Here is a 13,975-nt window from a genome sequence, read left to right as displayed (position 1 = left end):
TAAAATTCTCCCGGGCTTTTATCCCTCCGTGTATACAGCCGAACTGTACGCTCTCTCTCGGACCAGGCTTTAAAAACGTGTTTAAACGGAACCCTAGAAAGCAATTTTGTTCCCCAATTGAAAAATGAAGAACCTTTATTTGGTTGATACGTTGAAGTATAAATTAGTAAAAGAAGGATTTCATTGTTTGTGTAAGGTTTCCTAACATAAAAAATAATACATCGGGCTGTAAAGGGATTACTGAAGAAAAATCGGAATGTAGGTTATAAATTATCCTTTAACAATTTTGATAGATAAAAAATATGTAGAAATTTCAAATAAAATGGTAATTAAAAGTATGTTAGAGTAATTGGCCATTCGGGAAAAACATAAGTATCGAAAGCGTTATATTAACCCATCCGGATTAATCAAAAAAAATTGAAAAATAATCTTAAGGGGGAGTATAAATTGAAAATTAGTACACCTGAATGGCTTTCACTGAGTAAGGATATAAAAGTGAAGCTGATCCGTTTAGCAATCTTAGAAAATACATCCAAGTATCTCTTAAAACAGGGACGGTAGGATATAGCAAGTTTGACAACAAGTAAACTATAAAAAGAGTCCCACTAGAGAAAAAACTAGTGGTATTCTTTTTGGATATTGAAATTATCAATTCATGAACTTTATGAACAAAATGGTGATTAAGTTTTTAATGCGACTTAAATATATAATATTTAAAATAATCAAAAATTTTGTAAAATTAAGAAAACGTTTTCAAGGGGGAATGTGAAATGTTTTCTTTAAAAAAATTTTCAGCAGTAATGTGTGCAGGTGCTTTGGCATTAAGCTTGGGTGCATGCAGCAGCAGTAAAGAAACAGCAGGTTCGGATTCTGGTAAGAAAGAGGAGAATACCAATTATCCAACAAAAGCAATCTCAGTGGTTGCGCCATCTGGTGCTGGAGGTGGCTGGGATCTAACAGCTCGTTCCTTTACAAAGGTACTAACTGAAACAAAACTCGTTAAACAGCCAATGACGGTTGAGAACAAGCCGGGCGGGGGTGGCGCAGTCTTTATGGCAGAATACGCAACACAGCAGGTTGAAAATAATGAAATGCTTTTTGTAAGTTCACCGCCAATCATTATCAACAATCTGAAAAAAGAAGGTAATAGTCCATACGGATACAAAAATACGACACCACTCGCCCAGCTGACAAAAGATTACGGGGCAATTGTGGTTAAAACAGATTCTAAATTTAAGGATTTAAAATCGGTGTTAGATGAAGTTAAGAAGAATCCTTCTAAATTAACATTTGCAGGTGGTTCTGCACCAGGTTCCATGGACCATTTAATTTCAATCCTTCCGGCTTATAAATACGGAGTAGATCCTACTAAAATTAAATATGTTTCTTACGATGGCGGTGGCGAAGCGATTACGGCTCTTCTTGGCGGTAATGCTGATGTAATTGGAACTGATGCATCAAGTGTGAAGGAGTTTTTAAAAGCTGGAAAGGTACGAGTACTCGCGATAACTGCCTCTGAACGATTAGGCGGAGATTTTAAGGATGTTCCTACTGCAAAGGAACAAGGTGTTGATGCAGAATTTACAATTTGGCGCGGTATTTTTGGTCCGGAAAAAATGTCCAAAGAAGCTAAGACTTATTGGGAAAAGACCATCGATAAATTAGTTCAATCCCCTGAATGGAAACAAGAAGTAGAAACACAGGGCTGGGAATTAGAATATAAAAACAGCTCCGACTTCAAAAAGTTCTTAGGAGAACAAGATAAACAGGTTCAACAATTATTAACTGCGTTAGGGATGCAGAAGTAATCAGGACGGGGAGGGGGATTTTCTCCTCCCTATTTTATAAGATAAGGATAAAAGTTTTTGACTTTGANNCGTCTTATGCTTGTCGGGGCTGACCAAGGCGCTTACGCTTTTCTTATAGGAGGTATTCAAGTGGATATAAAATTTGACCGCTTCGCATCTATTTTGTTTTTAACGGTCGGTGTTCTATTTATTATTGGCAGCAAGCATATTTCGAGCTCTTCTTATGGTAGTGTAGTCGGTCCTGATATTTTTCCATTAATTCTCGGGATTCTTCTTGTTTTACTAAGTATCCGATTATTTTATGAAACATTCATAAAGCAGAGCAGCAAGAATAAGAAAGAGGAATTACAGTACAAGCCTTTCTTAATTATATTTATTGCCACATTGGTTTATATCTTAACGCTGGAATCGGTCGGATATGTCATCACCACTTTTCTTTTCTTAGTGGTTTGCTTTCAAACCATGGAGAAAAAAAAGCTGCTTTCTTCTATTATAATATCAGCTGCTTTCTCTGGAATCGTTTATTTCTTATTTGTCGATGTCTTAAAGGGAACACTCCCAGGCTGGCCGATTTGGCTTTAATTTATAACTAGAAACTATAGAAAGGGGTCCAAACATGAGTACACTCGATTATTTATTGCAAGGATTTGGTACAGCACTGGTTTGGTATAATATTTTATTTGCCTTTGTTGGCGTCTTAATTGGAACAGCTGTTGGTGTGCTACCCGGAATTGGACCGATGAGCGGGGTGGCACTGCTGATTCCCGTTACAGCATCGATTACAGGAGGTCTGCCGCCGGAACAGGCTGCCACAAGTGCAATTATTCTATTAGCTGGTGTTTACTACGGGGCCATGTATGGCGGCTCAACAACTTCTATACTATTAAACACTCCTGGGGAATCCTCCTCCGTTGTCACTACACTGGATGGGTATCAAATGGCCAAAAAAGGCAGAGCAGGAAGTGCCTTATCGATTGCAGCGATTGGTTCATTTGTCGCAGGTATCGTTACCCTAATCGCTTTGATTGGATTGGCGAAACCCTTGTCAACCGTTGCGCTTAAATTCGGTCCTGCAGAATATTTTTCACTAATGTTATTGGGACTTGGCGCTGTCAGTGGCCTTGCTGGTAAATCCGTTACCAAAGCATTAATTATGACCATATGCGGCTTATTATTAGGAACAATTGGGATCGACACTGTTTCTGGAATTGCACGATTTACTTTTGATATTCCATGGCTCTTTCAAGGAATTGAATTCTTAACGATTGCCGTTGGATTGTTTGCACTTGGCGAGGTATTTAAAACGATTTTGGAAAAGGATGAGGAAGATGGCGAGATTGCTAGAATTAACAATCTGCTTCCATCCAAACAAGAATTTAAGGAATCTGCAGGTCCAATTGCCCGTGGTTCCATCTTAGGTTTTTTCGTCGGTATTTTACCAGGCGCAGGGGCAACTCTTGCTTCGTTCTTTTCCTACTTACTTGAGAAAAGAATATCTAAAAACCCTTCTAAATTTGGAACGGGAGCTATTGCAGGGGTAGCTGCACCGGAATCGGCTAATAACGCGGCCTCTGGCGGTGCTATGATTCCCTTGTTAACTTTAGGGATTCCTGGCTCTGGAACAACGGCTATATTAATGGGGGCACTGATGATGTATAACGTCCAGCCAGGCCCATTATTATTTGAAGATCATCCACAAGTAGCCTGGGGATTGATTGCCAGTATGTTTATTGGAAACATCATGTTGTTAATTCTCAACCTTCCGCTAGTAAAAGTATTTGCGAAAATTATTCAAACTCCAAAGAAATACTTAATCCCGATGATTATCGCTGTCTCTATTTTCGGTGTCTATGCCGTTCAAGTTTCAACCAATGATCTTTTGCTTCTATTGGGATGTGGACTTTTTGGGTATTTCCTTAGTAAAAATGATTACCCGATTGCCCCGCTGGTACTTGGACTTGTCTTAGGCCCAATGGTTGAAAATAATTTACGAAGAGCCTTAACCATTTCAAATGGTGATTATGGTGTCTTTTTTACTCGCCCGATCTCGCTTGTCTTTCTTCTTATAACCGCTCTTTGGCTAGTCATTCCGTTTATGATGAAAAAGCGTGGGAAAGAAGTCGTTATCAATGTGGAAGGATGAATTTTTTAAATAGTTGAAAAACTCCTTTTAATAAGGAGTTTTTTTAATATAATAGATATAGAGGTGTTTGCATGCGTTTACATACGAAACTAATGCTTGGAATATCTATTTTAATTATTATTATGGGGACAATCATTGAATTTACGTTTAAGCATATTATGGAATCCAATCTTAAGCATGAAATCGGTACGAAAGCCTTATCAGTCGCGCAAACCATCGCAAATATGCCGGATATCCAGGCTGCATTTACTTTAGACAATCCTTCCGCACACATTCAACCGATTGCCGAAAACATTCGAAAGCAGGTAGGTGCCGAATTTATTGTGGTTGGTAACCGGAACGAAATACGTTATTCCCACCCGAATCCAGATAGAATCGGTCAAAAAATGGTCGGCGGTGATAATGGGATGGTGTTTAAAGGAGAGTCAGTTATCTCAGAGTCGACGGGCACACTTGGTCCTTCATTGAGAGGAAAAGCTCCTATTTTTAGTGGTGGGAAAGTAATCGGAGTGGTTTCCGTTGGTTATCTTCAAACAGATATTCAAAGAGAGGTTTCGAAATTACAGCAGAAAATTTTTGTGGCTACTCTAATCATTTTGGCAGGGAGTCTTATTGCTGCGATACTAATCTCGCTAAATATCAAAAGGGCCATTTTTGGACTAGAACCGAAAGAGATTGCCTGGATGTACCAGGAAAAACATGCCATTCTTGAGTCTATTCATGAAGGAATCATTGCCATAGATACGGATAGTCGTATTACAGTCGTAAATGAAACGGCACATTCTATTTTAGGTGTCCCGGATGATGTTCTTTTACGAGGTAAAAGAATTGAAACAGTGCTTGAAAATACACAATTATATGAAGTTGTTAAATCAGGTAAGGCAGAGTATGATCAAGAAATTATCATTAACGGGGATATTTATTTGGCCAACCGGATTCCAATTTTTAATAAGAAGAGTGAAGTAATTGGGGCGGTCGCGAGCTTTCGGAATAAGTCAGAGCTTGCTAATTTACTCAAAGAATTATCACATATTAAAGCCTATGCGGAGGGGCTGCGGGCGCAAACGCATGAATACTCGAACCGGCTTTATACGCTGCTTGGCCTCATTCAGCTTGGGTCCTATAAAGAAGCGATAGATTTTATTTCAAAGGAAGTGGATGTCGCGCAAGGTTTCATTCAATTTTTAATGAAAGAGATACCCGATCCGATTATTGCTGGTTTTATCTTAGGAAAGGTGAGCCTTGCAAGTGAACTGAAAATTAATCTTTCCATTGATCGAGGCAGCAGTTTTAAAGATATTCCGGCTGAGATCAATAGAGACATGTTAGTCACCATTATAGGTAATCTTGTTAACAATGCCTTTGAGGCAGTTAGAGAGTGTCAAAAGGATGAAAAAAGAGTCTCACTTTTTTTAACGGACCTTGGAAAAGAATTGATTATTGAAGTGGAAGATAATGGAGTTGGAATGGAGTCTCAGGTCCAGGAGCAAATATTTAAGCCTGGTTTTTCTACTAAAAAGACAAGCAGTAATTCCGGTATTGGGCTTAGCTTGGCACAAAAGGCAATCCACGAATTAGGCGGCTATCTAACCTTTTCATCAACTAAGGGCGAAGGAACGATTTTTACAGTGGCGATACCAAAAAGCAGGGGGTCGTTAAATGAAGGGGAACAGAGATATCGAAGTATTAATTGTTGAAGATGATTTGAGGATTGCAGAAATTCAGAAACGATTTCTAGACCTAATCGATGGCTTTCAAGCTGTTGGCATTGCAGCGAGCTATGTTGAGGCAAAAACGTTAATCGAAATATTACAGCCGGATTTAATTCTTCTTGATGTCTATTTTCCTGATATGAACGGGTTAGAGTTATTAAAAGAAACAAAGATACTTACAAAACAAATAGATGTCATTATGATTACGGCAGCGAAAGAGATTGAAAAGGTCCAATCAGCGATTCGTTTAGGTGTATTTGATTACATTATAAAACCCGTCATTTTTGATCGGTTTAAACAGTCTTTACAAAGATATAAAGATTATCATGAAGAGCTTTTTAAATTAAGCAAAGAAAATTCACAGGTATCACAACAGGAAGTCGACAAGCTCTTATGGAAAGAAAATGACAGTGCTAATAATGAAAGGGCTTACCTTCCGAAGGGAATTGATCCCCTCACCCTTGAAAAAGTAATCGAAGTTCTAGGGAAAGATAAAACAGGACTTACAGCAGAAACGGTTGCCAAAGAGGTAGGTGTTAGTCGTACAACCGCAAGAAGATATTTGGAACATCTAGTATCAATTGAAAAAATAGAGGCGGATTTGTCTTATGGTACAGTAGGGAGGCCCGAACGGGTTTATATTCTAGTTGATATGATTAATAAGCTAGCAGAATAACTTATTATAGATTAATTGTTTGTGATTAAATCCAGATTCAAGCAGTATTCCTAGAGTCTGGATTTTTTTTTAACCAAGCTTAAAAACAAAGTGACCTATAGATACTTAAGTTATTCCACATTTTTAAGGAATTTCAAACAGCCTTTTAGTGTACTATGTAGGTATTTTTTCCATTTTCTATCAACTATAATGAAGGTACAAAATTCAGAACATTCATAAAAGTTTTAATTGTGTTTTTTACTAAAGAAACTATTTGACTGGGTACTAAATGGAAGCGATTACAAATGGAGGTGGATAATTGAGAGATCACATTGCTTGTATGCTTCAAGGATTATACATAAATGGTCCAGTCTAAGAGATTCTCAGTTTCTATTAAAAAAGGGGGCATTAAAATGAATAACTTTCTAAAAAAGTACAGTGCAATGGTCTTAATTGTAGTTCTATTATTTGCATTATCAGCCTGTAATGCAGAAAGTACAGGAGGAAACGGAGCAGGCAATGGGAATGTCATTAAAATAGGTGCTATTTTTGCTGAAACTGGCCCGGCATCAACTTTAGGAAAAACACAAGTAAATTTAGTAAAACTGCTTCAGAAACAATTAGATGATCAAGGTAAATTTAAAGGAAAGAAGATCGAAATTGTCATGCAAGATTATGAAACAGACGATACGAAAGCAGTGGTCGCAGCAGATAAGCTGATTTCAGAGGGGGTTGTCGCTGTAGTAGGGGCAACTCAAGCTAGTACATCCATGGCCATCTTACCTAAGATTACGGCTGCAGGATTACCATTAATGACGGTGGCACCAGTAAAGCCTGATGCTAAGGGGATCTTCCAAATGGCTCCTAGCAACTTTACCAATGCGAATCTAATTTTAAAATTCTTAAAGAAACATAACATTTCGAAAGTAGCATGGATTAATGCCCGCGATGGATTTGGTGTAGACGGCCTTCCTTCTTTTGAAAAGGTGGCAAAAGATAATAACATTGAAATTGTGGCACATGAAGAATTCGATGCAACTGCAACAGATATGACTGTTCAATTAACCAATATTCGTAAGAAAAATCCACAGGCAGTGATTGTTTGGTCAAGAACACCGGGGGCAGGAATTGTTGCCCGCAACTTTAAATCACTAGGTTTTGAAATTCCAATGATTCAATCATCTGCTTCTGCGAATCAAGGCTTCTTAAATCAAGTAAAAGATAACAATGAAAATCTTTATGTTATTGGAAGCAAATTAAGTGTTGTCGACCAATTACCAGATGGAGAGCAGAAAGAGCGTTTAAAGAAATTCCGTGAAGACTATCGAGCTATGTTTAATAGTGACCCTGATAACTTTACTGCCCATGCTGCCGACGGATTCAACTTAATTTTTGAGGCAATTAAAGCCGGAAATACCACCTCTAAAGATATCCAAACCTACTTGAAAAAGAAAGCAGGAAAATATGAGGGTTTAACCGGTACATTTGAATTACAGTCTGATTATGTAGGTCCGTATGAAGATGGTTTTGCAGTTCTCGGGATTGAGAACAATCAATGGAAGTATGAAGAGTAAGGACATGAAAAATTAACGACAAAAATGAGTATCTTACGAATAGTAAAAAATCAATGGCAGAATCTTAGGTTTCTGCCATTGATATTATGGAAGGAGATCGGCGATGGATTTACTCATGCAATATCTTGTAACGGGTTTAACCGTAGGAAGTATTTATGCACTGCTGGCAATTGGATTTGTGACCATCTATAACATTACTGGAATCTTAAATTTTGCCCAAGGTGAATTTGCCATGATTGGGGCGTTGACTTGTATTACGTTGGTTAATACAGGTTTACCTATGTTTGCTTCCATACTATTAGCCATTCTTATAACGGCTGTAATCGGGTTTATTGTCGAAAGAACGGCGATTCTTCACGCGCGAAATAAGTCCGTCATCATTTTAATTATTATTACGATTGGATTATCCACATTTTTAAAAGGATTGGGTCTAATTGTTTGGGGCTCTAATCCTAAACAGCTCGCTCCAATTTTTCAGACGAAACCGATTCAATTTATGGGCGCTGTCATTAATCCTCAAAGTATTTTCATTTTTATTGTTTTGTTTATTCTATTAGCGGCTTTATATGTGTTTTTTGAAAAGACTTATATCGGATCCGCCTTACGAGCGAGTGAAAAGAACCCTCGTGCTGCAAAACTCATGGGAATTAATACGAGTACGATGTCTGCTCTTGCCTTTACCCTGGCTGCAGCCTTAGGGGCGATTGCTGGGATTATGATTGCTCCTATTACCGATGCCACTTATGAAATGGGCTTTCTTATAGGAGTAAAAGGATTTGTCGGGATGGTAATCGGTGGAATGCATAGTATTCCAGGTGCTGTAGCGGGAGCATTAATCGTTGGATTATTAGAAACTTTTTCAGGTGCATTTGTATCCACCTTTTATAGCGATGCGATTACGTTTACTGTTTTAATCCTCGTTTTATTTTTAAAACCGAATGGGATTTTTGCTAGAGCTTCTGGTGAAAGAGTTTAGTAGGGAGGTATATAGATGTCGAAATTGGAAAACGTTTTGTATGGCAGTCGCTTGAAACCGTTGATTTTCATGATTGCACTAGTTTTGGTTTTGCCATTAGTGGTGAACTCACCTTATATATTTACAATTTTAATATTAATAGGCATTTATTCGATCGTTTCTTTTGGCTTATGTTTATTGATTGGTTATGCAGGACAAATTTCTCTTGGCCATGCGGCCTTCTTCGGGATCGGCGCATATACTTCAGGAGTGCTCACAACTCATTATCAAATTTCCCCTTGGCTTGCTATTGTCATTGGGATGGGTGCCACCTTTTTCATTGCTTACGTTATTGGCATTCCTATTTTAAAGCTGAAAGGACATTTTCTTGCCCTCGCCACTCTTGGGATTAATATTATATTCTATATTTTGATTTTGGGTCTAGATCAGTGGACAGGTGGTGCTGCCGGTTTAGTTGGCATTCCAACGCTATCGTTATTTGGCCTTCCTCTAATAGACAAAGTCTATTTCTACTACTTTGTTTGGGCATCCGCCTTCGTCATTTTATTATTATCATTAAATATTGTTCGTTCACATGTAGGCAGGGTATTAAGGAGTATCCATGATAGCGAAATTGCAACCGAGACACTCGGAGTTCAAGTTTCTAAATACAAAGTAGCTATTTTTGCATTAAGTGCAGCCTTCGCTTCGCTGGCCGGTAGCATTTATGCCCATTATATTACCTTTGTTGCTCCGCCTACATTTTATATCACCAAGTCTATTTTGTTTTTAATCATGGTAATGGTTGGAGGAGCGAGCTCTATTTGGGGAGCTATCTTGGGGACTACGATTATTATGTTCTTAAATGAAATCATCCGCTTTGTTGGTCACACTTATTTTGGGATTAGCGGTGAAGTAGAAATTGTTGTTTACGGTTTAATTATTATCTTAATTATGATGTATGTACCAAAAGGACTAATGCCAGTTTTCTCACAGTTCTTTAAAAGATTTGAAAGTAAAAAGGAATTAGCAGCAAAGGATCACAAAGAGATGATTACTGAAAAAGGAGTATGACATGGCAAATTTATTAGTGGTACAGGGGTTAACCAAACAATTTGGTGGTGTTACAGCAGTTTCAGATGTCAGTTTTGAGGTTGGAGAAGGAGAAATTGTAGCGGTAATTGGACCAAACGGAGCGGGTAAAACCACACTATTTAATATGATTTCCTGTTTTCTACCACCGACTACTGGAGGGGTGTTTTTTAAAGGTAACAAGTTAACAGGTAAGAAGATTCCACAGTTAGCCCAATTAGGTATGTCACGAACTTTCCAGAATCTGCAGATATTTGACAATATGACAGTTCTCGAAAACGTCATGATGGGGGCGCACGTTAAATTAAAGACCAATGTTCTAAATGCTGCGTTTCGTACTCCCCGGATTCCTAAGGATGAAAAAATAGCCTATGATTTGGCTGTAGAGGTTATTAAATTAGTAGAATTAGATGATTTAATGTATGAAAAGGCCGGGCAATTATCTTATGGACTGCAAAAACAGTTGGAATTTGCCAGAGCAATTGTCTATGATCCTGATTTAATTATGTTAGACGAACCGATGGCTGGCTTAAATGATTCCGAAACCAATCGTATGGCAGGTTATATCCAAGACTTAAAAATGAAGGGGCACTCCTTCTTATTTGTTGAACATAAGATGGCTACCGTAATGGAGTTGGCGGACCGGATTGTTGTTCTGGACTTTGGGAAAAAGATTGCGGAAGGAACGCCGGAAGAAATTCAGCAGAATGAGAAAGTAATCGCTGCTTATTTAGGTGAGGAGGTTGTTTAATGCTAAAAGTCAAAGGACTTTGCACCCATATTGGTAAAATCCAAATTCTCCATGATATCGATATTAAAGTTAACAAGGGAGAGATTGTTTCAATTATTGGTGCCAATGGAGCTGGGAAAAGTACACTCTTGAATACGTTGGCAGGGCTTTATCGTCCTACCACTGGTACGGTGACACTCGAAAATGAAGAGATTAGCGGTTTACCTGCCTTTAATGTAGTAGCAAAAGGTCTAAGTCTTGTTCCTGAGGGAAGGCAAATTTTTTCTAGTCTTTCCGTTAAAGAAAATTTAATGCTAGGTATGTTCTCAAAGTATTATAAAGAGAAAAAACATGCAAATGAGAATTTAACTAAAATCCTCGATATGTTTCCAGGCCTAAAAAAACATTTGTATAATCTTGGCGGTAATTTAAGTGGCGGTGAGCAGCAAATGCTGGCCATTGGCAGAGGATTGATGTCTACCCCCAAAATTATTTTACTAGATGAACCATCTATGGGTCTTGCACCAAAAATAGTAAATGAAATTTTAGAGACGTTAATGATTATTAAAAATGAGCTAGGAACAATGGTTATTTTAGTAGAACAAAATGTGAAAGCTGCACTACAAGTGACTGACAGAGCCTATGTGTTAGACCAAGGGAGAATTATTCTTTCAGGTTCACGAGAGGAAATTAGTTCTAATCCCCAGGTGATGTCTGCTTATCTTGGGATCAAAGCGAATAGTGCCTGAAATTTAAATCCCGAGGAGTAATCTCTTTGGGATTTTATGTTTCGTTGATTGTTATGAATTTTAATATTTTTCAAAATTTAATGATTATATTAAAATAGAAGTAAGAAGAAATTGGGATGAGGGGATTGGATTATGCCTTACATGAACAAAGATCGATTAATGAAAAAATTGGAGAATCATTTACGTTCAACAGCAAGACAACTCATTAAGTTTGATACCGAAGAAGAGGTTCTTCAATATTTAACAGCTGCATTCCGTTCTGAATTATATTGTGATTTTGTAGGTGTCATTCAAAATGAGGGTAGCCACTATGTCATAAAAGCTTGGAGTGGCAATCAATCTGCAGTGACTGAAGCTTTCCCATTAGAAATACATACTTGTTCCCCAAAACTTCTCCAACAGAGTTTAACATACGAAAGAGCTGATTCTCCTGAAGCATGTCAAATGTCCAATATACTTAAAGAGGCTAAGGTTAAAACTTGGTTCACCGTTCCATTAAATGATAACGATTTCAATTTAGGTTTTTGTATTGTTGGTTTTTTAAACTATGTGCCACTTCTTGATATGGAGACCCACTTTGAAGAATTCGGTAAGGATATTGCCGTTGCAATGGCGATGGCCCGTGAGAAAAAATCACAATTGAACAAAATGGAGGGCATCGAATGGCTCAGCAAGAATTTATCCCTCAATGCACCAATCGAGCAGCAAATTGCTGAGTTGACCTTAAGGGCAGGTAAAGGAACCAATGCCGATTTTGCTTGCATTTATTTATTTGATGAAAAGAAAAACTGTTTTGTTTACCAGCCGCCTTCCTATGGTGAGTTTATGGGTTCTAATAAAATTATGATTGAAGAGAATTATTTGTTAAATAAATATTTTCCGTTTTTAGAGAAGCCAGGCGGGTCGCAATTGACGGTCCCATTGACCATTGACTTAAAGACGATAGGTGTCCTGCACATTGAAAACCAAAGAGAGGTCGTTTTTACTGAAAATGATCAGAGGATGCTAGAGTTATTATCCAATCATGTTGCTGCTATTATCGAGAATGCTCGTTTATTTAATAATGAGAAAGAGCAGAAAAACCGCCTTCAGTACCTATTGGATTATCAACAAGCCCTAGTAAAAGAAACAGTCGATGTAGAGAATTTTGATGGTATAACCTATAAACTTTCAAGCCTTTTTCAAAGCCCAGTCATTTTATTTGATCGCTTTATGCAGCCGATATCAGTTGATATGTATGATTCTGAAGATAGGACACAGTTGCCTGAGGCGTTTCTTGAAATTGCTATTCGAGAAAAGAGTGATTCTAAAGGGGCCGATTATTTTTCGATGCTAGTTCCTAACGAAACGTCCGATTTATACTCCTTTTGGATGATTAATGGAGGTGGAAGTCTCCTCGGGTTTTTGGCTTTACGAAGACCAAGTGGATATATCGATGAAATTGACCACCTGACCATTGAACTAGCTCGAAATATTTGTTCAATTCAATTTATTAAACAAAAGCTGGTTCTAGATGCAAAAGAACAAGCGAAAGATAGTTTTATCGCTAAATTGTTAGTAGAGAGAATTGACGATAAAGAGGCTATTCTCCAGTATGCTAATCTTTTTCAGTGGGACCCTTTTCAAAGCCATCAGATTGCTGTGATGTCTATTTCATTAGAAGATAGAGAACTGAAGGGGAGCAATCTTTTGGAGCAAAATGCAAAAAAAAATCTTATCTGGGATAATATTAAATCAAATCTTTTAAAGATAGACCAAAAGATTTTATGCGCCTACCATGATGAGAAAAATATTCTAATCGTTCCCATTAAAGATGAGACTACTATTTCGAAAAAATTTTGGTCCGGCCTTTACGATAAATTGAAAAAATGGGCCAACGAAACATCCATTAGCTGTAAAATTGGAATGGGGATTGGGGGAAAAACTTCAAACCTTTCTGATTATTATTTGAGTTATCAGCAAGGCATACAGGCATTAAATATAGTCAACAGCCGATTGCAGCATTTAGGATTTTCACTATTTGACGAGCTCGGATCATATGCCATTCTACACCATTTAAATGATTCAAAGGCAGTGGACCTATTTGTTATGAAACAGCTAGGGCCGTTACTTTCTTATTCAGAAGGGAAGAATACTGATTTATGCAACACGCTTCATACATATCTCCAAAATAACGGGAATGTGAAGAATACAGCAGAGGATCTTTTTATCCACCGTAGTTCGTTACTCTATCGTCTCGAAAGAATTGAATCCCTTTTAGATGTTCAATTAAGTGATGCAGAAGTGAGATTTAATTTAATGATGGCTCTAAAACTATATGATATGTACGGGGGGAAAATAGAAAAGGCTGCACTATTAAGTGTAAAATAAGCAAATTGGTCAATAGTGTGTTAGTGGAACAATTTAACATGCTATTGATCTTTTTTATTATTCGGGTTAAGTCACTAGTAATTCAAAATCATTTATTTACCTGTTCCTTTTAAATGTAAATTTAAGAAATCAATAATAGTTGAGACGATGTTTGGTTGAGCACACTTATCTTTATCTAATGAGATTG

11 protein-coding genes and 1 riboswitch are annotated in these 13,975 nt (G+C 37.6%); all 11 genes read left to right on the top strand.

The genetic code is table 11. The annotated features are described in order from the left end of the window. Positions 1–5 precede the first annotated feature (5 nt). Positions 6–108: riboswitch (guanidine-I (ykkC/yxkD leader) on the bottom strand. A gap of 662 nt (positions 109–770) precedes the next feature. Next, a complete protein-coding gene (locus tag COD92_RS02810; RefSeq protein ID WP_098528084.1) occupies positions 771–1,808 on the top strand; it encodes a Bug family tripartite tricarboxylate transporter substrate binding protein in 1,038 nt (345 codons plus the stop codon). Positions 1,809–1,937: 129 nt separating this feature from the next. Then, a complete protein-coding gene (locus COD92_RS02805; RefSeq protein WP_098528085.1) occupies positions 1,938–2,390 on the top strand; it encodes a tripartite tricarboxylate transporter TctB family protein in 453 nt (150 codons plus the stop codon). 34 nt (positions 2,391–2,424) lie between these two features. Continuing rightward, positions 2,425–3,951, top strand: coding sequence for a tripartite tricarboxylate transporter permease (locus COD92_RS02800; protein WP_098528086.1), 1,527 nt, complete (start codon positions 2,425–2,427; stop codon positions 3,949–3,951). 71 nt (positions 3,952–4,022) lie between these two features. Next, positions 4,023–5,648 carry an ATP-binding protein gene (locus COD92_RS02795; RefSeq protein ID WP_098528087.1) on the top strand — a complete coding sequence of 542 codons (1,626 nt, stop codon included), beginning with the start codon at positions 4,023–4,025 and terminating at the stop codon, positions 5,646–5,648. After that, the gene (locus COD92_RS02790) at positions 5,611–6,339 is read left to right on the top strand and encodes a response regulator (protein ID WP_098528088.1); all 729 of its coding nucleotides are present in this window, start codon (positions 5,611–5,613) and stop codon (positions 6,337–6,339) included. Before COD92_RS02795 ends, COD92_RS02790 begins: the two co-directional genes overlap by 38 nt. A gap of 392 nt (positions 6,340–6,731) precedes the next feature. Next, complete coding sequence (locus COD92_RS02785; RefSeq protein ID WP_176550386.1) at positions 6,732–7,892, top strand: ABC transporter substrate-binding protein; 1,161 nt, start codon at positions 6,732–6,734, stop codon at positions 7,890–7,892. A 103-nt stretch (positions 7,893–7,995) separates the two neighbouring features. Beyond that, a complete protein-coding gene (locus COD92_RS02780) occupies positions 7,996–8,868 on the top strand; it encodes a branched-chain amino acid ABC transporter permease (protein WP_098528090.1) in 873 nt (290 codons plus the stop codon). A gap of 15 nt (positions 8,869–8,883) precedes the next feature. Beyond that, entirely contained in the window at positions 8,884–9,921 is a 1,038-nt protein-coding gene (locus COD92_RS02775) for a branched-chain amino acid ABC transporter permease (RefSeq protein WP_098528091.1), read from the top strand. A gap of 1 nt (position 9,922) precedes the next feature. Continuing rightward, positions 9,923–10,690, top strand: coding sequence for an ABC transporter ATP-binding protein (locus tag COD92_RS02770; RefSeq protein ID WP_098528092.1), 768 nt, complete (start codon positions 9,923–9,925; stop codon positions 10,688–10,690). Then, the gene (locus COD92_RS02765; protein WP_098528093.1) at positions 10,690–11,418 is read left to right on the top strand and encodes an ABC transporter ATP-binding protein; all 729 of its coding nucleotides are present in this window, start codon (positions 10,690–10,692) and stop codon (positions 11,416–11,418) included. Before COD92_RS02770 ends, COD92_RS02765 begins: the two co-directional genes overlap by 1 nt. A 132-nt stretch (positions 11,419–11,550) precedes the next feature. Further along, entirely contained in the window at positions 11,551–13,788 is a 2,238-nt protein-coding gene (locus COD92_RS02760) for a helix-turn-helix domain-containing protein (protein WP_255286552.1), read from the top strand. Positions 13,789–13,975 lie beyond the last annotated feature (187 nt).

It is taken from the genome of Bacillus sp. AFS037270 (assembly GCF_002585305.1).
This window is presented reverse-complemented; position numbering and strand designations above follow the sequence as displayed.

Coding starts and splice junctions, on each gene's coding strand:
- COD92_RS02810 (WP_098528084.1), top strand. CDS start 771: ATGTTTTCTTTAAAAAAATTTTCAGCAGTAATGTGTGCAGGTGCTTTG.
- COD92_RS02800 (WP_098528086.1), top strand. CDS start 2,425: ATGAGTACACTCGATTATTTATTGCAAGGATTTGGTACAGCACTGGTT.
- COD92_RS02795 (WP_098528087.1), top strand. CDS start 4,023: ATGCGTTTACATACGAAACTAATGCTTGGAATATCTATTTTAATTATT.
- COD92_RS02790 (WP_098528088.1), top strand. CDS start 5,611: ATGAAGGGGAACAGAGATATCGAAGTATTAATTGTTGAAGATGATTTG.
- COD92_RS02785 (WP_176550386.1), top strand. CDS start 6,732: ATGAATAACTTTCTAAAAAAGTACAGTGCAATGGTCTTAATTGTAGTT.
- COD92_RS02780 (WP_098528090.1), top strand. CDS start 7,996: ATGGATTTACTCATGCAATATCTTGTAACGGGTTTAACCGTAGGAAGT.
- COD92_RS02775 (WP_098528091.1), top strand. CDS start 8,884: ATGTCGAAATTGGAAAACGTTTTGTATGGCAGTCGCTTGAAACCGTTG.
- COD92_RS02770 (WP_098528092.1), top strand. CDS start 9,923: ATGGCAAATTTATTAGTGGTACAGGGGTTAACCAAACAATTTGGTGGT.
- COD92_RS02765 (WP_098528093.1), top strand. CDS start 10,690: ATGCTAAAAGTCAAAGGACTTTGCACCCATATTGGTAAAATCCAAATT.
- COD92_RS02760 (WP_255286552.1), top strand. CDS start 11,551: ATGCCTTACATGAACAAAGATCGATTAATGAAAAAATTGGAGAATCAT.